Origin of the sequence: Desulfurivibrio dismutans, from assembly GCF_029210385.1 — a bacterium.
GTDB classification, from domain to species: domain Bacteria; phylum Desulfobacterota; class Desulfobulbia; order Desulfobulbales; family Desulfurivibrionaceae; genus Desulfurivibrio; species Desulfurivibrio dismutans.
Map to the genome: position 1 here is coordinate 190662 of NZ_JARGDQ010000004.1, position 19368 is coordinate 210029.

At 60.3% G+C, this 19368-nt stretch carries 18 protein-coding genes and 2 tRNA genes; 11 read left to right on the forward strand and 9 right to left on the reverse strand.

The window, feature by feature from the left end; all coding sequences use genetic code 11:
• Positions 1-92 precede the first annotated feature (92 nt).
• A complete protein-coding gene (locus P0N66_RS06170; protein WP_275803377.1) occupies positions 93-1688 on the forward strand; it encodes a peptide chain release factor 3 in 1596 nt (531 codons plus the stop codon).
• A gap of 27 nt (positions 1689-1715) precedes the next feature.
• On the opposite strand, the gene P0N66_RS06175 is transcribed toward P0N66_RS06170, so the two are convergent.
• Positions 1716-3437: a DUF748 domain-containing protein gene (locus P0N66_RS06175; protein WP_275803379.1), complete on the reverse strand. Its 1722-nt coding sequence runs from the start codon at positions 3435-3437 to the stop codon at positions 1716-1718.
• A 202-nt stretch (positions 3438-3639) separates the two neighbouring features.
• Here P0N66_RS06175 and P0N66_RS06180 point away from each other — a divergent pair, with 202 nt between their 5' ends.
• Positions 3640-4374, forward strand: a complete 735-nt coding sequence (locus P0N66_RS06180; protein ID WP_275803381.1) for a lysophospholipid acyltransferase family protein — start codon at positions 3640-3642, stop codon at positions 4372-4374.
• On the opposite strand, the gene P0N66_RS06185 is transcribed toward P0N66_RS06180, so the two are convergent.
• The gene (locus P0N66_RS06185) at positions 4358-5311 is read right to left on the reverse strand and encodes a S66 peptidase family protein (protein WP_275803383.1); all 954 of its coding nucleotides are present in this window, start codon (positions 5309-5311) and stop codon (positions 4358-4360) included. The two genes, P0N66_RS06180 and P0N66_RS06185, sit on opposite strands and share 17 nt — an antisense overlap.
• Entirely contained in the window at positions 5295-6077 is a 783-nt protein-coding gene (locus P0N66_RS06190; protein ID WP_275803385.1) for a type III pantothenate kinase, read from the reverse strand. The genes P0N66_RS06185 and P0N66_RS06190 overlap by 17 nt, the downstream gene beginning before the upstream one ends.
• 331 nt (positions 6078-6408) lie before the next feature.
• On the opposite strand from P0N66_RS06190, the gene cutA reads away from it, so the two are divergent.
• The 6 genes from cutA (at position 6409) to P0N66_RS06220 (ending at position 10146) form a co-directional block, all read left to right on the forward strand.
• Complete coding sequence (gene cutA, locus P0N66_RS06195) at positions 6409-6726, forward strand: divalent-cation tolerance protein CutA (RefSeq protein WP_275803387.1); 318 nt, start codon at positions 6409-6411, stop codon at positions 6724-6726.
• A 225-nt stretch (positions 6727-6951) separates the two neighbouring features.
• Positions 6952-7902, forward strand: coding sequence for a hypothetical protein (locus tag P0N66_RS06200; RefSeq protein ID WP_275803389.1), 951 nt, complete (start codon positions 6952-6954; stop codon positions 7900-7902).
• Positions 7903-8106: 204 nt separating this feature from the next.
• Complete coding sequence (locus tag P0N66_RS06205) at positions 8107-8328, forward strand: hypothetical protein (RefSeq protein WP_275803391.1); 222 nt, start codon at positions 8107-8109, stop codon at positions 8326-8328.
• A gap of 144 nt (positions 8329-8472) precedes the next feature.
• Entirely contained in the window at positions 8473-9393 is a 921-nt protein-coding gene (locus tag P0N66_RS06210; RefSeq protein ID WP_275803393.1) for an NAD(P)/FAD-dependent oxidoreductase, read from the forward strand.
• A gap of 31 nt (positions 9394-9424) precedes the next feature.
• Complete coding sequence (gene tadA / locus P0N66_RS06215) at positions 9425-9910, forward strand: tRNA adenosine(34) deaminase TadA (protein WP_275803395.1); 486 nt, start codon at positions 9425-9427, stop codon at positions 9908-9910.
• 146 nt (positions 9911-10056) lie between these two features.
• Positions 10057-10146, forward strand: a tRNA-Ser gene (locus P0N66_RS06220).
• Here P0N66_RS06220 and P0N66_RS06225 read toward each other — a convergent pair.
• The 6 genes from P0N66_RS06225 to P0N66_RS06250 all read right to left on the reverse strand — a co-directional run bounded on the left by P0N66_RS06225 (position 10072) and on the right by P0N66_RS06250 (position 17017).
• Positions 10072-10167 (reverse strand) — tRNA-Arg (locus P0N66_RS06225). The two genes, P0N66_RS06220 and P0N66_RS06225, sit on opposite strands and share 75 nt — an antisense overlap.
• 187 nt (positions 10168-10354) lie before the next feature.
• On the reverse strand, positions 10355-11782 hold the full coding sequence (locus tag P0N66_RS06230) for an HD-GYP domain-containing protein (RefSeq protein ID WP_275803397.1): 1428 nt from the start codon (positions 11780-11782) through the stop codon (positions 10355-10357).
• Positions 11783-11900: 118 nt separating this feature from the next.
• Positions 11901-12725, reverse strand: a complete 825-nt coding sequence (locus P0N66_RS06235; protein WP_275803400.1) for a gamma-glutamyl-gamma-aminobutyrate hydrolase family protein — start codon at positions 12723-12725, stop codon at positions 11901-11903.
• The gene (locus tag P0N66_RS06240) at positions 12712-13704 is read right to left on the reverse strand and encodes an amidoligase family protein (protein ID WP_431190019.1); all 993 of its coding nucleotides are present in this window, start codon (positions 13702-13704) and stop codon (positions 12712-12714) included. The genes P0N66_RS06235 and P0N66_RS06240 overlap by 14 nt, the downstream gene beginning before the upstream one ends.
• Positions 13705-13800: 96 nt before the next feature.
• On the reverse strand, positions 13801-14349 hold the full coding sequence (locus P0N66_RS06245; protein WP_275803405.1) for a hypothetical protein: 549 nt from the start codon (positions 14347-14349) through the stop codon (positions 13801-13803).
• Positions 14350-14749: 400 nt separating this feature from the next.
• On the reverse strand, positions 14750-17017 hold the full coding sequence (locus tag P0N66_RS06250) for a vitamin B12-dependent ribonucleotide reductase (protein ID WP_275803407.1): 2268 nt from the start codon (positions 17015-17017) through the stop codon (positions 14750-14752).
• 188 nt (positions 17018-17205) lie between these two features.
• Here P0N66_RS06250 and P0N66_RS06255 point away from each other — a divergent pair, with 188 nt between their 5' ends.
• The 3 genes from P0N66_RS06255 to P0N66_RS06265 all read left to right on the forward strand — a co-directional run bounded on the left by P0N66_RS06255 (position 17206) and on the right by P0N66_RS06265 (position 19360).
• Positions 17206-17559, forward strand: coding sequence for a gamma-glutamylcyclotransferase family protein (locus tag P0N66_RS06255; protein WP_275803410.1), 354 nt, complete (start codon positions 17206-17208; stop codon positions 17557-17559).
• A gap of 181 nt (positions 17560-17740) precedes the next feature.
• Positions 17741-18271 (forward strand): DUF3334 family protein, encoded by a 531-nt coding sequence (locus tag P0N66_RS06260; RefSeq protein ID WP_275803412.1) that lies wholly within the window; start codon positions 17741-17743, stop codon positions 18269-18271.
• A 114-nt stretch (positions 18272-18385) separates the two neighbouring features.
• Entirely contained in the window at positions 18386-19360 is a 975-nt protein-coding gene (locus P0N66_RS06265) for an Mrp/NBP35 family ATP-binding protein (RefSeq protein ID WP_275803414.1), read from the forward strand.
• The last annotated feature ends 8 nt before the right edge of the window (positions 19361-19368 follow it).

Genomic DNA, 19368 nt, shown 5'->3' on the forward strand with positions numbered 1-19368 from the left:
TTCGGCGCCCCCCGGTTCTGATCCTGAGTAATCAGCCGGGTCAGCTCTTGTGAGCTGGCCCGGTTTTGTGTTTTATGCCGTGGAGATAAAATTTGAGTAATAAAGTAGCCCAAGAAACAGCCAGTCGCCGAACCTTCGGCATCATCAGTCACCCCGACGCCGGTAAAACCACCCTGACGGAAAAGCTTTTGCTCTTTGGCGGGGCTATCCAGTTGGCCGGCTCGGTCAAGGCCCGCAAGGCCTCTACCCACGCCCTCAGTGACTGGATGAGTATTGAGCAGGAGCGCGGTATATCCGTGACCTCATCGGTGATGCAGTTTTTCTACCGTGATTATACTGTTAATTTGCTTGATACCCCGGGGCATCAGGATTTTTCCGAGGATACCTATCGGGTACTGACGGCGGTGGACAGCGCGCTGATGGTCATCGACCATGCCAAAGGGGTCGAGCCCCAGACCGAAAAGCTGATGGAAGTCTGCCGGATGCGCAACACCCCGGTGGTCACTTTTATCAATAAGCTGGACCGGGAAGGCATGGATCCTCTGGATATCCTGGCCCAGATTGAAGACAAGCTGCAGATCGAATGTGTGCCGCTATCCTGGCCGGTGGGTATGGGCAAGCAATTCAAGGGCGTATACGATATATACCGCGGCCAGTTGCACCTTTTTACCCCCGGCCGGGACTCCCAGGCCGACGCCGACGGGGTGATGATCAAGGATGTCAATGATCCCCGCCTGGATGAGCTGCTGGGCGGTTCGGCGGCGGATAAGCTGCGCGAGGATCTGGAGCTGCTGGCCGGTGCCGCCAACCCCTATGATCATCAGGAGTTCCTCAAGGCCAGCCAGACGCCGGTTTTTTTCGGTAGCGCCATCAACAACTTTGGGGTCAAGGAACTGCTGGATGCCTTTGTCGAACTGGCCCCGGCTCCCGGTTGTCGGTCGGCCGAACCTCGGCCCGTTTGCCCCGATGAGGAAAGCTTTGCCGGTTTTACCTTTAAGGTGCAGGCTAACATGAACCCCGCTCATCGTGACCGCATCGCTTTTTTTCGGATCTGTTCCGGCAAATTTCAGCGTGGCATGAAGGTCAGGCATCAGCGTCTGGGTAAGGAAGTGATGTTGAATAACGCCACCATTTTCATGGCCCAGGACCGGGCCAATGTCGAGGAGGCGTATCCGGGCGATATCATCGGCATCCATAACCATGGTACCATCAAAATCGGTGATACCTTTACCACCGCCAAGGACGAACTGCGTTTTACCGGCATTCCCAATTTCGCTCCGGAGCATTTCCGCCGGGTGCTGCTGAAAAATCCTCTCAAAGCCAAGCAGTTGTCCAAAGGTCTGCTGCAGTTGGCGGAAGAGGGGGCGGTACAGGTTTTTCGCCCATTGCAGGGCGGCGATTTTATCCTCGGCGCGGTGGGGGTGCTGCAGTTTGAAGTCACGGTGGCCAGGTTGAAGGCCGAATACGGGGTGGAGGCGGACTACGAGCCGGTGGCTTATGGCGCCGCCCGTTGGGTCAGTGCCGATGACCGCAAGACCCTGGAAGAGTTCAGGGCCAAAAACTGGAACAATATGGCCCTGGATGCCGAAGAACACCTTACCTTTCTAAGTGAAAGCCCCTGGATGCTCTCCCGGACCATGGAGATGTTTCCCCGGGTAACCTTCCATAAAACTCGGGAGCATTCCTGAGCTTAAACGGCGCCCCGTATCCGCCTGCTACTGCGCGGCTGTCGGCCGGTATCCCAGCCGCAGGTTGACGGCGGTGACGCAGGTTTGCTCGTCCACTGCCGGGGGAGCTAGAAGGGGAGCTTCACGAATCAGGCGCGCTTGGCCGTCTTCTTCCAAAGCCGCCTGCAGGCGCTGATGCACCGTATCCCGGCGCTGGACGGCTAGCTCACGCAATTCATCACGACCGACGGTGATGCTGCCGGGGCGCAGATCACGGAACTCAGTCAGCGGTGAGGAGAGGTGAGGATCGTCTCCCGGCTCTTCACCGGTGAGCTGTCTGGTCAGGGCCGCCACCGCTTGCCGCCGCTGCTGCCTTACGGCCTGCTCCCGCTTTTCCTGTAAGGCCTGTCGATCACAGGTGAAATCACTGATGCCCTGCAGGTGCAAGGCGAGCAGGGGACGACGGTTTAATGCGGCGGCCATTTGGTCAAGCTGGCGGCCACCTTCCCGGTTCAGGCTGCTGCTGCCGGCGGTAAAGGTGATTTGCCTGGTGAACGCCAGGTCCGGTAATTCCCGGGCCAGCAGAGCGAACGGTTCATCGGCGGCCGCCGCCTGCCACTGGTTTAATTTGGCGGTCAGTTGATGCAGGTAGCCGTTGTCCGGTTCCGCCGGGTTGAGGCTAACAGCCAGCTCAAGAGGCAGTTGCTGTTGCCGGTTGGTCAGCAGAGCCTGCAGCAGGGGCAGGGTATGATCATCATCGGTGGCGGGTGCCAGTTCCAGGGCACTGATTATCAACTGCTGGTTGATGATGATGGTGCCGTTATGAGTAACGAAACGGTTGCTGCCGTTAAGCAACCCTCCTTGGATGGTGCCGGCCAGCCGAGGTTCAAGATATGCCGCCAGAGAACTGAGCGGCAGATCGTGCAGGGTCAGTTCGGCCCGGCCCGAGTCACCGCCAGTGGCCGGCAGCATTCCTTGCAGGGTCAGCTCGCTAGCCGCCGGCCCGTGGGCAGCGAGGGTAAAAGCTAAACCGCCGCCCCGGTTTAGCTCCAGCTTGCCGCTAAAGTCGCTCAATTCCAGGTTGAAAAGCGGTGTCTGGTGTCGATCGCTGAACTCCAGGCGACTGTTGTGAAAGGTCAACACTCGGGGAAACCAGCGGGAGCCGGCAAAAGCCATGGGGGCGGCAAAGTTGACAAGCTGCTCTTCATCCCGCACCAGGTGGACATAGCCTTGCTGGACGGTCATGGCGGCCCAGGGGCGGCCCCGGCGGAGCAGTAAGGTTAGGCTGCCATCAAGGGTGAGGGTGCGGAAAGAGAGCAGCGGATCCACCCGGTCGAAGGGGTCAGCTTTGCGGGGGCCGACGATGCCGTTATGCAATACCAGGCGCCCGGCCAGCGGCCGCCACTCCCCACGGGCAATGGTTACCGGTCGATCCAGCTTTTTTTCCAGATAATGGGAGAACAGTTTGGGAGCCACCAGAGGAAAGACCACCAGCGCCGCCGCCAGGTAAAGAAAAGCCATAATGGCGCCCAGTAGCCCCGGCCAGAACAGATAGTTGGTAAAACGATGACGTTGGCGGCGGGATGATGCTCGTCGCCACCCCGGCGTTATTTTTTCTGGCCAGACGGGTTGCGGCTTCTGCCACGACGGTGAAGAGTCGGGTACGGTGGTTTCGTTGGCGGGGGGAGGCGGTTCGGCCAGATATGCTTCCCCGGCGATGGGAATCTCGCCGACGGGGTCGTTAATGGGATCTTCTTTTTTGCCGTGCATTTAGCTGGCCATGTTAAGTGACTGCCGTCTTGGCGGTAGGATAAGCGCGTATCGGCTGCGGCAAAGGCTAAACGGCAGGCCTTGAAGGTGGCGGCGGCCCGGGTGACGTGCTATAATCAGCCGCGCGGCGTCGGCGATGCCGACAACTGTCAGTTGATGATGATACACGCTATATTAACCATCTCTCTTTGTGGTGGCAACCGTGAAACCAATTGTGGCGGTGTTTGTTTTTTTTCGCGGCCTGACGGCCCTGATATTAATCCCCCTGCTTACCGGGATGGTCAGCATTGCGGCCTTGGTGCTGGTGATTTCTCGCGGCGCCCGGGAGGCTGAGTTACAGTTCCTCCCCCGCTGGTTGGGGCGGGTCATCTGCCGGGCCAGCGGGGTGGAGGTCGAGGTGGCGGGGCTTGAGCGTTTGGATGCCGGCCGCACCTACATCTTTGCCGCCAATCATCAGAGTCAGTTTGATATTTTTGTCCTCCAGGGCTATCTGGCCTTTGACTTTCGCTGGCTGGCCAAAAAGGAGCTGTTCCAGATTCCGCTGTTCGGCTGGGCCATGCGCCGGGCCGGATACATTGCGGTGGATCGCAGTAATGGGCGGCGGGCCATGGTCAGCCTGAACGAAGCGGCCAATGAGATTGCCGCCGGCACCTCGGTGGTTATTTTTCCGGAAGGCACCCGCAGCGCCGACGGCCGTATGCAGGCGTTTAAAGCCGGGGGCATGGTGCTGGCCATCAAGTCGCAGGTCGAGATCGTGCCCATGGCCATCATCGGCACCCACGAAATTCTGGCCAAAGGCCGGTTGCTGCCTAAGCCTGGGCGGGTGATGATCCGCCTGGGGGAACCGATCAGAGCGGCTGATTACACCATGAAACAGAAAAATGAGCTGGCGGAGTTGCTGGAAAATCGCGTTCGCGGACTTATGTCGGCGATGTGAAAGTCAACTCGCCGCGTTGGGAGTCCAGCTGTATTTCCGCTCCCAGGGGGAGGGTCAGGTTGCGTCGGCCGTGGCCGGCCGGGAAGTTGCCCCACAGCGGGGTCTGTTGCGGGGCGGTAAGCTCCAGCAGGAGTTGCCAGATGTCTTCGGGCGGGCCGCAGTCCTGGAATTCTCCCAGGATGATGGCGGCCACTCCCTGCAGGCGGCCGGCCAGGGCCAGTTGGGTGAGCAGGCGGTCGATGCGGTAGGGGGCTTCCCCCACATCTTCCAGCAGCAGCACAGCGCCGCGCAACTCCGGCTCCCAGGGAGTGGCCAGCAGGTGGTTGAGGCAGGCCAGGTTGCCGCCCAGCAGAGGGCCGCAGGCCTGGCCGGGGCGGATGACCTCCAGTCCTTTTGGGCGGATGGGGTGGCTGAAGTCGCCGCCGATGATCTGCAAAAAATGGCGCACCGAATCCCGGTCGCTCTGGGCCAGGGTGCTGAGCATGGGGCCGTGCAGGGGGCAGGTACCGGTTTTTTGCAGCATGGCCAACTGCAGTACGGTGAGGTCGGAAAAGCCGATGAGCACCTTGCGCCGGCCGGCCAGTAGTTCCCAATCCAGCAGCGGCAGCAGCCGCAGGCAGCCGTAGCCTCCCCGCAGGGCCAGCAGGGCTTTGACCTCGGGGTCTTGCCATAGCTCGTGCAGCTCCTGCACCCGTTGCTGGTCATCGCCGGCCAGGTATCCCTGGCGGCGATCCAAAAGATCGCGTCGGCAGCGGATGGTGAAACCGGCTTCTCGCAGCAGGCGCAGGCCGGCTTCGACGGCGTTGCGGTCCTGCACCGGCCCGGCCGGGGCGAAAATGCCGATGGTGTCACCCTGGCGCAGAGGCGGCGGCAGGCGGCAGGCGGCGCCGGATGCCGCCGCTTTGGCGGCTCCTTTGTGTTCAGCGGTTTCGCTCATAAATCAACCGCAATCCCTCAAGGGTTAACAGGGGTACGACTTCCTCAATGCTCTCGGTGTGGGGGGCAATCAGTTCCGCCATGCCGCCGGTGGCGATGACCAGGGGGTTGGCCGGGGTCATTTGCGCCCGAATCCGCCGGACCAGGCCGTCGATCATGCCGGCGTAGCCGAACAGTACCCCGGAGCGGATGGCCTCCACCGTGCTGTTGCCGATGGCCGCCGCCGGGGCGACGGAAATGTCGACCCGGGGCAACTTGGCGGTGCGCCGGCCCATGGCTTCCAGGGCAATGGCCACCCCCGGGGTGATGGTGCCGCCCAGGTAGGCACCGTCGGCGGAGACACAGTCCAGGGTGATGGCGGTGCCGAAGTCGATGATGATCAGTGCCCCTTGGTGCTGCTGGTAGGCGGCGGCGGCGTTGACCAGCCGGTCGGCGCCCACTTCGGCGGGGTTGGGCAGGGCCACCCGGATCAGGCAGTCCAGTTCGTTGCTGACCACCAGTGGCGCCACCGGCAGATCCTGGCCCAAAAAACGCTGGGCAAAGCGGTTCCAGGTTGAGGTTACCGGTGGCACCACGCTGGCGATCACCATGTCACTGATATGCCCGAAGGTGATTTTTTCCATGGTGAACAGGGTGTGCAGCCGGGCCGCCAGTTCATCCACGGTGACCGCCTGGCTGGTACCCAGGCGCCACTGACAGCGCAGCCGGGGGCCGTCAAAAAGCCCGATAACCGTGTGTGAGTTGCCCACGTCGATGGCCAGGAGCATGGTGTTTCCTTTTGGCGGGGGAGATGGTTGCACTTTCTTCCGCCCACCGGTTAGATTAGCAGGTTGGCGCGGCCGGGATTTTTACCTGCCCACCAGCAATGGCACCTTGTTGAACCGGGTGCCGCGGCACTTTACCAGAAAGATGAACGATTTGTCCAGCGGCGGCAGCGAGGGCCGGAACAGAAAAAACATGGGTGGCCGGATAATTCAACCCGGCCCGTAACCGACTGCCAGGCCCAATAATCTGCTGTTTTAACGGGCCGTAGGCCGCTGTCTTGGCTTTTTTTCGCATCGATAATTAAAAGTTGTAAAAACCCTTAGGAGATGAAAAATGGAATTTATGGAAGTAGTTACCACCGTGGCCACCAAGGAAGATGCCGAGCGGATCGCCCGTACCCTGCTGGAAGAGCACCTGGCCGCCTGTGTCCAGATCGTCGGTCCCATCACCAGCATGTACCGCTGGCAAGGTGAAATCGAGCGTGCCGACGAGTATCAGTGCCAAATCAAGTGCCGTGCCGACCAGTTCCATCGCGTTGAAGCAAGTATTGCTGAAATTCACCCCTACGAAGTGCCGGAGGTGGTGGCCCATCCCCTGCCGGCTTGCAGCAGTGGTTATGAAAAATGGCTGCGAGAAGAGTTGGGAGAATAACGGCCGTGGCCGAACAGGAAGCAAAACAACCTCGCCGCCGGCGCCGAAAAAATACCTTTGTCTGCCACTGCTGTCGCCGGACCTTGCCTTATTGCCTTAACTGTCCCTGCGGTTTTGAGATCTGCGAGGCCTGTTTTAAGGATAACCTGTGGGGGCTGAGTAATGGTCCCACCTGGATCTGTCCCGATTGTGGCCGGGTCCGGATGACCATGTAGGCGGGGCGTGATGCTGACAAGTGAGCTGTTCGCCGGTCTGGTGGTTCCCCTGGCGCGGATTTTTTTCTTTATCTCCCTGGGGCTGATCCTGGCCAGCCTGATCGAGGAACTGGGCTGGAGCCGGATGATGTCCCGCCTGGCCTTGCCGTTTGTCCGTTTTGGCCGCTTTTCGGAGACCTCCGGGGCCAGTTTCGCCCTGGCCTTTATCTCCGGGGTATCGGCCAACACCACCCTGGCCGAAGCCTACCGCGACGGTAAAATCGGGCGCCGGGAGGTGCTGCTGGCCAACCTGCTCAACAGTCTGCCCCGGTTTTTTCTGCACCTGCCCACGGTTTTTTTTCTGATGGCGCCTTTTATCAAGGGAGCGGCCCTGTTGTACGTGGGGTTAACCTTTTGTGCCGCTCTGCTGCGCACGATGCTGATTGCCGGGGCCGGGCGGTTACTGCTGCCGGTGGCGGCGGCCAAGCCGGTCGCTCCGTCCTCCGGCGGTCGACCCTCGCTGCGGGAGGCCCTGCTCAAGGCCTGGAAGCGGTTGCGCCGCCGGTTGCTGCGCATCATGCTGATCACCGCCCCGATTTACGCCCTCTTTTTTCTGGCCAATCGCCTGGGCTACTTTGCCCTGTTCAGCGCCTGGGTGGAGGAGAATATCAGTCTGCTGGCTTTTTTGCCGCCGGAGGGGATCGGGGTTATCGTGCTGGTGGCGGCCACCGAACTGACTGCCGGCCTGGCGGCGGCTGGAGCTCTGCTGGATGGGCATACCATGGCCAACCGTGAGGTGGTTCTGGCCCTGCTCACCGGCACCGTGCTGGCCGCGCCCATTCAGGCTCTGCGTCACCAACTGCCTTATTACGCCGGGATTTTTCCGCCCCGGCTGGCCGCGGAACTGATTGTGGTGAGCCAGCTTTTCCGAGCCGGAAGCGTGATTCTGGTGGGAGCGCTGTATTTCTTTTTCAGCGCCTGATTTTGGCTGCAAACGGTAAAGGGGCAACGTTAAATTCGCATAGAGCCGGGACGGGGGCTGCAAAATCCGGTGCCAGGCCCAAAGACTTTGACGGTTTCCTGGCTCCTGGCGGCTGTTCTTGTCAAAACCGGCGACAGCAGGTAGACTGAGCCGGTATTATGGATGAACCGAATCCCCCATAACCGAATAGTTGCCGGGAGGAAGATGATGAAGACATGTGCGTTGCAGGACTTTATGGAAGAGCTGCGGCCTTGGCTGGATCAGGATCATATTCACCGGGCCGAGCTTGATGAGCAAGGTCGTTTCACCCTTTATTTCAATGACGGGATGAAAAACGTCTATACCATCAATGATTGCAACCGGGCCCAACTTGCCGAAGTGGTGCAGAGTCTGCGGCAGAAGGGGGTTGAGGTCAATGAGGGTTGATATATTTGCTGCACCCGCCAAACATGTCGGTTGGTAATGCGAAAACAAAAAACAAATAGTAACAAATCGCGCCCCGTCGGCGCCGCCGCTTGTTACGGCACCGGCAAAGTTGAATCGGGGATAAGCGACCAAAAGCGAGGAATCATGAGCGAACGAATTATTGATGTACTGATCATCGGCAGCGGCCCCGCTGGTTTGCAGGCGGCGGTGCACGCTGTGCGCAAGAAAGCCGAAGTGGTGGTGCTGGGCAAGGTGGAGCGCAGCAGCATTTACGGGGCCCATGTGGAAAATTACCTCTGCGTGCCCGGTGTTACCGAAGGCCGTGAGCTGATGGCCACGGCCCTGGAGCAGGTGCGGAAATTCGGTGCGGAAGTAATCACCGAGGATGTGCTGAATATCGAGCAGGAAGATACGCTGTACAAGGTTAAAATCGAAAGCGGTCGCCAGCTTGTCTCCCGGACCCTGATCTTTGCCACCGGCAACGCCCGTAAAAAACTCAAGGTTAAAGGAGAAAAGGAGTTGAGCGGCAAGGGGGTCAGCTACTGCGTGGACTGCGACGCCAACTTCTACCGCAACGCCAAGGTGGCGGTGGTGGGCAACGAATCGGCGGCGGTGGACGGGGCCATCACCTTGACCCGCTATGCCTCCGAGGTTCACCTGGTGGCCCGCCAGCTGGAGGCCTCGCCGGAATTGCGGGAGGAATTGGCCCAAAGTACGGTTACACTGCACGAAGGCCAGTGGGTCAAGGAGATTCAGGGCGACAATGCGGTGACCGGGGTGCTGCTGGAAAATGATGAAACCCTGACGGTGGAGGGACTGTTCATCGAACTTGGCGCCAAGGGGGCCATGGATCTGGCCGCCACCATGGGCGTGGCCATGGACCCGGAAACCTTTTCCTTTATCGCCACCAATAAGCAGCAGGAAACCAACATGGCCGGCATTTATGCCGCCGGCGATATTGCCGGCCCTCCCTGGCAGATGGCTAAAGCGGTGGGCGAGGGCTGCGTGGCCGGCTGGGAGGCGGCCAATTTCGCGGCCAAGCAGAAACGCGCCGACACCGCTTAAACCGGGGCCACATTCGGTGTCCGCGTCAACCATGGACCAACCGCCCGGGGAACAATTGTCGACGGCCGCCGATGTCGCCTTCATGCGCCAGGCGTTAAGTGCCGCCCGGGCGGCGGCGGAGCGTGGCGAGGTGCCGGTGGGGTCGTTGCTGGTTGACCGGCAGGGGGAACTCCTGGCCATCGATGGCAACCGGACCATTGGCGATCATGACCCCAGCGCCCATGCCGAAATTGTGGTGCTGCGCCAGGCGGCCGCCCGGCTTGGCAATCATCGTCTCACCGGCACCACCCTTTACGTGACCCTGGAGCCATGCCTGATGTGTGTCGGCGCCATGATTCAGGCCCGCATCGCCCGCCTGGTTTTCGGCGCCCTGGACCCCAAGGCCGGGGCGGTGGTTTCGCTGTATCAGTTGGCCGCCGATCCCCGGCTCAATCACCGACTCCAGGTTACCTCGGGAGTATTGGCCGCGGAAGGCGGCGGGCTGCTTCGTGATTTTTTTCGGTCCCGTCGTACTTGAGTTGCCGCCCCGGTTAACCGACAATAACTCGATAAAGCAAATCAAACCTTGTTGTCTTAACCGGCGTGCGGTAAATTGCCCGCTTTGCCGGAGGGCCCGCATCGGCTGCCACCAGGTTGCGCACGGGTCCCAAAAGCAGAACAGCAGGAGAGGTGCCGGAGTGGTCGAACGGGACGGACTCGAAATCCGTTGACCACGCAAGTGGTCCGTGGGTTCGAATCCCACCCTCTCCGCCAGTAAATCCGAAAGCCCGTCCGGTCGCAGACCGGGCGGGCTTTTTGCGCTTTTTGATGAGAGTTTCGTAACTATCCAGCTCATTCTGGCACGTAACTGTTCAGCAGTGCCCCAGGTTGCGGTAAGCAGGTCGGCGTAGCGATCAGGTGCTCAAGCCGACTTGATCGCCGCAAGATGGGGTGCTGCTGGACAGTTACAGAGTTTCAGGCGTTAGACGAAATCCGCCTCAACGGTGCGTCGCAGATAACCGGGCAGCAGGTGGTAGGCTTCCAGAGGGGAAATGGGCGGCCGCCGCCGGTCTACTTTGATGACCGACTCTTCGTCCGCGATCTTCTCCTGGTCCGGAACGATCACCTCGGCCTGACAGGAGAGAGTGGCGCCCCATGGGTCGGTGACCGGCAGCAGGATGGGGCCGTTGCTGTCCAGCACGTAGGCCAACTGGCCGTTGGTCAGGGTTACCACGCTGCCGGCGGGATAAATCCCCACCGATTTGACGAATGCGTGCAGAACATACTGCAGCAGGGGATTTCGGCCGGCGTAATGATGAAAGATGTCGGTCACCACTCCCACCGGGTTCATGGCCTCCTTGTAACAGCGCTTGGAGGTCATGGCGTCGTAAATATCCGCCAGTTTACAGACCTTGACGTAGGTTGGCACCTGGCGATAGTCATGGTCGGGGTAACAGTCGTTTTCATTACGATACAGAGAAGCGTGGTGGTAGCGGCAGACATTGATGATATGGGGGTCGGTGATTTTGTTTTTATCCAGAATCAGCGACACCTTGTCGGTGACGTGTGACTTTACCTCGGCAAATTCGGACGGGGTCAGCTTGCCGGTTTTGTTGAGTATTCGTGGCGATACCATCACCTTGCCCAAATCGTGCATGAAATAGCCGATGGCGATATTGCGCAATTCCGAGTTGGTAAAGTAAACGAAAGACTTCTCGTCATCGGGCCTGACCAGGGGAATCTCGCCGGCATGCAGATTCAGAAAGGTGTTGATGGCGGTGCCGAAAGTATCGTTGAAACGCTGCATGACCACCGTGCCGATGGTGCAGACGTTGATGGAGTGGTTGTAAAGGTAGTCGTCGTAGGAAAAAATTTCGCGGGCCAGGTAGGCAAAGGTGTTGTCGTTGGTGCTGACAAAATCCACCAGGTCGTTGACCGTGGCGGCAACGGGTTCCGGGTCGAACTCGCCGCCGCTGGCTCGAATGGTTTCCAGCACCTCTTTGATGCAACTCTTGGCTTTTTCGTACTTGCGGGCGGCTTCCCGCTTCATGCTCATGATCTGGTCGATCCGCCGATCAACTTCCGAAGTGGCTGTCGACCGTCTCGGTTCCCCGGCGCCCTTTTCGGCGGTCACCGACGGCAGGGAGATCTTGCGCCCATTGCGGTCCCAAAGCCCGCCGGTCTGTTGTTCGGCCACCGGCACCATCAGGGCCCCCAGCTTTCGGGCCTTGATCAGAATCTGCGGGTCGTCCACCAGCACACTTTTTTCCAGCAGCAGCACCCCGTGCCGGTTGAACACGTCCACCCCGGTACGCACCTTGCCGCCACTGCGTACCAGTTCGATCAGGCGATCGATGGGCAGTTGCGGAGAATCGACGTTAAAAGAGACCGGCTGCAGTTCGGGGTTCATTAAACCCTCCTGGGCGGGCGTTGTGGAAATCATCATCACACCTTATAGCTTGGCGCCGGGAGCAGCCTACGTAACCAGCCTGCTGGGAATCTGTTTATAATGATACTCCGGTTGCCAATTAAACAGCAAGATTTTTTGTCGCTTTGATCAAGGCTTGGAAGAGGCGCTGCTGGACGTTTTTCTGGGGAAGATATTCCGGGTGCCACTGTACGCCGATGCACCAGCGGTCGGTGGCCTCGATGGCCTGAATGACCTTGTTGCTCTCCCGGCCGGCCACCCGCAACTGGTGGCCCAAAGTGGCAACCGCCTGGTTGTGCAGGGCGTTGACCTGCACCGTGGTGGCGGCAAAAATTTGCGCCAGTTGTGAATCTTCTCGCAAATGGACCTTTTTTACCGGCAGCAGGCTCCGTACTTTCGGGGTTTCGGTGTGGAAACCGCTGAGGTCACGGCTCAGGGTGCCGCCCCGCACCACGTTGAGCAGTTGCATGCCGCGGCAGATGCCCAGTATCGGCTTGTTTTCCGTCAGAGCCCGGCTGATCAGGGTTTTTTCCAGTAAGTCGCGATCATTGTCCAGGGTGCCGCCGTGGGATTGAAACATCAGCCGTAAAATCCACAGCAGGGGGTAGAAAAAGTAGCCGATCAGGCGTTGACGGAAGCGTTTTTCCACTGCTTTGATTTCTTGGGGTTCGGGCCCTTCTTCGCTGCGGTCATAGAGTTCCGGGTCCACATCGGCACCGCCGCCGACGATCAGAGCGTCGAAAGGCCGCCCGCTGTGCGGTTTGCCGGGGCGTACCCGGAAGGGGCGGCCGCCGGCCCGGCGCACCGCCCAGGCGGTGAAAAACCAGGCCGGCCAGCCACCGCGATCCGGCCCGGTAACGGCCACCGTGGGGCGAGGGCGGGGGCGGGGCGAGGTCCTGGTCGTTGACGGTTCAGAACCAGCCACTGATCCGTTCCGCCCACTCGTCGGTGAACTGCCCCAGGGCCTGGGCCGGGCGTTGCAGGTATTCGGTGGCGGCGTCTTGCAACTGTTGCGGGTTGGCTGCCAGGTATTCCACCTCGGCCCAGCCGTTGAAGGGTTGGGCCAGGCTCCAGGCGGGGTCGTCGATCTCGCAGTTGGGCAGCCGGTAATGCAGTGCCGGTCGGGGTTTGATCAGCTCATGCTCCACCGGTGCCGCCCAGACCCGTTCGCGGTCGATTTCGGCAAACAGCGGCAGCATATCCAGGGGCCGGTTGCGGGTGGGGTTGTATTCCAGGTAATCGTCGATCAATTGCGCCATGGCCGGCTGGTAAGCCGGCTGCAGGATTCGGCGGATGTAGCTGCCGGGGAATGGTCTGATATAGGGAGAAAGCTGGCGGGCTAAATCGATGTTGCCGGCCTTGACCAGGGCCTCATTCAGCAGGACAAAGGCTTTCAGAATGGCGGTAAGCCATTCCGCCGTCAGGCTGTGGACTTCGATGTTGATCTGCAACCCGAAGGCATACAGCAGGGAAGATTGGGTCCCCCGGGCGCCCTGTTGCTGCAGGGCGGCCCGTACCCGGTCCAGGCGGGGCAGGGCGCTCAGGGGCAGGGGCGGAGCGACGATCTCGTGGGGCACCAGGATGCCGGCGGCCTCGGCCAGCCAGCGCTCCAAAGTTTCGCGGTCCTCGTCGTCCAGCTCAATGCCTAAAGTGCGCAGGTGTTCCCGGTAGCGGCGGTCCTGCAGGACCCGGGCGTCCAACTCGATGACGAAATCATCGAATTCCGGCACGCAAACCCGGCTGAGAAAGGGGTTTAAATATTCTACCCGGCCGCCGAACTCGGCATGCACCGCGTGGGCCATGGTGGCCAGGTCCACCCCGGCCATCTCGATTTCAATGCCCACCTGCCGGGGCCGGCCGCCGGGGCCGGTGGTCCAGGGCAGGGGGCGGAAGGTGGTGGGCATAGAGTTTTCCATGGAGTTTGTTGCAGCCTGCGGGACTCCACCGCTGACGGGGCGGGGTCTGGTGAATGGTGGCAGGGCAGTATACCGGTTTGCGGTTTAGTCTTGAGGGCTTCCCTGGTCCCGGAAACCTTCCCGGATTACCTGGAACTTGCCGCTGGCCTCGTCAAGCTGGTAGATGTTGAAGTTGGTGCGCATATCCAGCCCCGGGTAATGGACGGCGAAGTTTAGCGAGGCCGAACCCTCCGGGCCGCTGACAATGCGGTGAAAGACGTAGCGGGGCCAGACCAGCATGGCCGGAGCTGGGTAGATTTCGCTGCCGTCGCCCGCCAGTATTTTGTCCGTGGTGACGGTGAAAGTCAGGCGACCATGATCGGGGTGGTAAATATCCACCTCCCGCCGGCCAAAGAGCACAATCAAATTGTCATCCTGGTGCGGGTGCATGTACCACGGCCGCGCCACCTCGCCCACCGGCCCCGGTGAGACGGCGCTGGCCTGGTGCAGCACCCGGTCCATGGCATCGATCCGGGGCAGCACCGCCATGGGCACGTTGTCGAACAAAACTCCGGGAGTGCGCCGCAGGGGCTTGAGGGGGATAATCCGGTAAAAACCCGGCACTTCCTGAAAAATCAAATCGTCGCTCATCATAAACACCCCTTAGGATCAAAGCAGCTTTCAGTCAACGTTGAAACAACAGGGTACTAAACAAGCCACTACATGACAAGCAGTGTGAGCAGGAACGGTTGAAGTCGTTGGATCTGGCACCGGGGTGGGGGCCGTGAAACCCGGTAGCGGCTCATTCTCGGCCGGCATCCTGCCGGCCTCCGAGGTGCCGGCGGCCTCCTGCACGTCCATGTGCCCGACCGCCGGCAAACCCGCCGCTACCGGGCTTCACGTCCCCCGTCCGCGTGCACGACGGCTTTCTCCCCCTGCCGGAGGCGTGAAAACGCAGGTCAGTGCCGCAGGTTGCGGCAAGCGGCCCGGCGCCGCGTACATCAGGTACGCAAGCTGGGACGATCGCCGCAAGATGCGGTACTGACGTGCGTTTTCACCCGCATTCAGAGTAGCCGCAGGCGTGACACACGCAGCAGCCGCCCTCATGTTCGATCACCCCGCCGCATTCCGGGCAGGCGCCGAACAGGTGGTTGACCTCGTCTAAAGACTGGTCCCGGTGGCCGTTGGTCTTTTCCAGGTGCTGGCGGATGGCCTGGGCGATGGCGTCGGCGCAGGAAGTAACCTTGTTTTCGCCAAATCCCGCCGGTTTGTGGCAACTGATACCGATCAGCTGCTTGATTATCGGCTCCGGCGGCATGCCGCTGCGCCAGGCCAAAGAGACTAGGCGGCCGATGGCCTCGCACTGGCTGGCGGCACAGCCCCCGGCCTTGCCCACGGTGTTGAACAGCTCGAAAAGATGCTTGTCTTCGTCCTGGTTGATGGTGACATACATGGGGCCGCAGCCGGTGCTCATCTGATAGGTGCAGCCGGTGAGCATGGCCGGCCGATCCCGTTTGAAGGGTTTTTGTGGCAAGGCGGGCACGGCGGCGGCCGCCTTCTTGTCGGTCTTGCCGATGTTGAGTACCTGATTTTCCCGGCAGCCATCACGGTAGATGGTCATCCCTTTGCAGCCTAGCTCATAAGCCAGCAGGTAGGCCTGGCGCACCTCCTCCTCGTTGGCCTGGTGGGGGAAGTTGATGGTCTTGCTCACCGCGTTGTTGGTATGGCGTTGGAAGGAGGCCTGGATGGCGATGTGGTTCTCCGGGGTGATGTCGTGGGCGGTTTCAAATACCCGCCGGTACTTGGCGGGAACTTCCTCCAGCCCGGCCAGGGTGCCGTTGTGGGCGATTTGCTTGACAAGTTCGTGGGAATAAAACCCCTCCTCTTTGGCGATCTTTTCAAAGCGGGGGTTGACCTCGAATAACTCGTCGTTATCCATCACCCGCCGTAAGAAGGCCACAGCAAACAACGGTTCCACGCCGCTGGAACAGCCGGCCAGGATGCTGATGGTGCCGGTGGGGGCGATGGTGGTGCGGGTGGCGTTGCGCACCGGAGTCTTGGGGTCCTGGCGGCCGTAGATGCTGTCCGGGAAGTTGGGAAAGGCGCCGCGGCTCTTGCCCAGCTTGATGCTGGCCTTCAGCGCCCTTTCGTCGATGAACCGCATCACCGCCTCGGCCAGTTCCACCGCCTCCTGGGAGGAGTAGGGGGTTTCCAGTTGTACCAGCAGATCGGCAAAACCCATCACCCCCAGGCCGATTTTGCGGTTTTGCTTGGTGACTTTTTCGATTTCCGGCAGCGGGTATTTGTTGATGTCCACCACGTTGTCCAGAAAGTGTACCGCAGTGTCCACGCAGTAACCCAAATGCTCGTAGTCCACCTGGCTGTCCTTGACCATGTTAGCCAGGTTGATGGAACCCAGGTTACAGGACTCGTAAGGCAGCAGCGGCTGCTCGCCGCAGGGATTGGTGGACTCGATCTCGCCGGCGGCGGGGGTGGGGTTTTCAGCGTTGATGCGGTCGATGAACACCACTCCCGGTTCGCCGGAGAGCCAGGCCTGCTTAACGATCTGGCGGAAGAGCTTGGGGGCGTTCTGGTAGCGGACGATCTCGCCGTTTCTGGGGTTGATCAGGGCATAATCGCCGTTTTCGGCCAGGGCCCGCATGAACTCGTCGGTGATGGCCACCGACAGGTTGAAGTTGTGCAGCACGTCCAGGTCCGATTTGACCTTGATGAAATCCATGATATCAGGATGATCTACCCGCATGATGGCCATGTTGGCCCCCCGCCGGGTGCCGCCCTGCTTGATGGTCTCGGTGGCGCAGTCGAAAACCGACATGAAGGACAAGGGGCCGCTGGAAATCCCCTTGGTGGAGTGGACCACGTCGTTTTTGGGCCGGATGCGGGAGAAGGAAAAGCCGGTGCCGCCGCCGCTCTGGTGGATTAAGGCGGTCTGCTTGACCGCCTCGAAGATGCTGGGCATGGAATCTTCCACCGGCAGCACGAAACAGGCCGATAACTGGCCCAGTTTGCGGCCGGCGTTCATCAGAGTCGGCGAGTTGGGCATGAAGTCCAGCTCCGCCATCAGGCGGTAGAATTTCAGGGCCAACTCTTTGGTGTCGGCCCCGGGATCATAGATCTGATCGGCATCGGCGATGGTTTCGGCCACCCGCCACAGCATCCGCTGGGGAGATTCCAGCACCTTGCCATGCTCATCCTTTCTCAGGTAACGGCGTTTGAGTACCGTCATGGCATTGGCGGAGAATTTCGGCTTGATGAGACTGGCCGGCATCCTGGTGGTCTTGGCAGCGGCTTTTTGGAGCATGGGCGGTTCTCCTGACGGTCTGGTTGCGTAATATCAAGGTTTTGGTATACTGGTCGGATTCGACCACAAAATATGGGGTGGCAAGCGCTAGGGAAGCACAAGATATGGCAAATGTAAAGAGTAAAAAAGTGGGGCAAAAGGTTTTAATTGCCGCTGTTTTGTTACTCCTGACAGCCTCGTTATTTTTGATGGCCGGCGTACAGAGTGGCGGCTTTTTTCGGGTGGATTTGCCGGCCTCTTCCCCTTTGCACCTGGAAGCGGAATATCCGGTTTTTGTATACGGCACCCTGCGCAGTTCCCTGGTGCGGCATTTGGTTTTCGGCGGCGGTGGCGATCCGCGACCGGCGGTGTTGCCTGGCTTTCGTCGTCAGGGCCTGGCCCTGTTGGACGACGAGAGCGCCGAGGTGCCGGGGCTGTTACTGCAGATTAGCGCCGCTGAATTGGCTGCCATGGATCGTTATGAAAGGCTGGGGGTGCGTTACCAGCGGCTGCCGGTCACCCTGGCCGACGGCACCGAGGCCTGGGTTTATCGCCGCCTGTAATGGCTCCGGGGCGGTTTTTCGTCATCGTTGATCTCGGGAAGTAACAGAATAACCTTGTCATAGCGGGTGATTTTTGCTATTGCCTACCGGGTGCGTCGGCAGTCGGTAGGCATCAACCGCCGTTAAAATATTTGGAAGTAAACTCTCTTTGTAATTCTGTTTTCTTAAGGAAATGAAACCGATGGGCAACCAAACCGTTGATCAGGTGGCACGCCTTTTTTGTCAGGCCACGAAAAAAACCCTGGACAAAAGCACCGGCAAAAACCTGAAATTTGCCAGTACCCTGCAGGATATCCCCAAGGTCAGCCTCAAGCCCGCCGTCGGCTGTTTTGTGCAGTTCAACGGCGACTACAACGGCCTGGTGATTATGAACTTTACCGCCGGTGCGGCCATGGAGCTTTATCGCAGTTACATGCTTACCATGGGCATGCCGGAGAGCGAACTGGTCAGTGATTACACCTCGGCGGAGGTGGTGGACACCATCGGCGAGATGACCAATCAGATTATGGGGCGGGCGTTGCGCATGGTGGAAAGCAACTACGAGCTTTCCTCCAGTATGGGCCAGCCCAAGGCCATCGCCTTAACCAGCGCCATCACCCTGACCCCGGATGCGGAATACCAGGTCAACCGCCGGATTTCCTTCAGCCTGGAAACTTATCGTTTCTATATGGAACTCTCCCTGGAACGCACCGAATTTATCCCCATTAAATAATTTTGATAAACCACCCAAAAACCGCCATCTGTCAAAAGCTTGCCCCCGCGCGGCCGGTTGCAGTTGTCGGCCGCGGTTAACAGGTAGCAGCGTATTTTCAAGGAAACGGAAGCCATGAGCACCTCGTGCCAGTCTAAAAATTGTAACACCCAGCAGCAGAGCGCCTGCCAGTCCAAGGCGGCGGTGGGCGCCCGGCAGAATCTGGATATCGACCAGGCCTTGGGCAAAATCAAACACAAGATCCTGGTGATGAGCGGCAAGGGCGGGGTCGGTAAATCCACCGTGGCGGTCAACCTGGCGGTGGGCCTGGCCCGCTCCGGCTTCAAGGTCGGCCTGATGGACGTCGACCTGCACGGCCCCGATGTCTGCCGTATGCTGGATTTGCAGGAACCCTTTGCCGGCACCCTGGAAGACGGCAAGATGCCCCCCTGGCGCACCTCCGACAATCTGCTGGTGATGTCCATGGAGAACATGCTGGAAGACCGCGACGACCCCATCATCTGGCGCGGCCCCCTCAAAAACCAGGCCATCCGCCGCTTCATCGCCGACGTGGCCTGGGGCGAGCTGGATTACCTGGTGATCGACGCCCCGCCGGGCACCGGCGACGAACCCATGACCGTGGCCCAGATGATCAAGGACGCCCGGGCCCTGGTGGTCACCACCCCCCAGCGGGTGGCCCTGGCCGATGTCCGCAAATCCTTGAACTTCTGCAAACACCTCAAGCTTGATGTGCTGGGGCTGGTGGAAAACATGAGCGGCTACGTCTGCCCCCACTGCGGCCAGACCGCCGAACTGTTCAAGACCGGCGGCGGCGAAGAGCTGGCCAAATCCCGCGGCCTGCCCTTTATGGGCCGCATCCCCCTGGACCCCCGGGTGATGGCGGCCGGTGACGACGGCACCCCCTTCGTCGCCCTGGCGGTGGAAAGCCCGGCCATCACCGCCTTAAACGAGATGGTAGCAGCAGTGGCCAAGGCCCTGCCGGTGAGCAAAGCGGCCGTCGCCCCGCCACCCCTGGCCATGGCAACCCCGGCCGCCACCACCACTTGCGGCTGCCAGGGGGCATGCGACCCCAACCGCTGTGACTGTTAAGGTAAGGA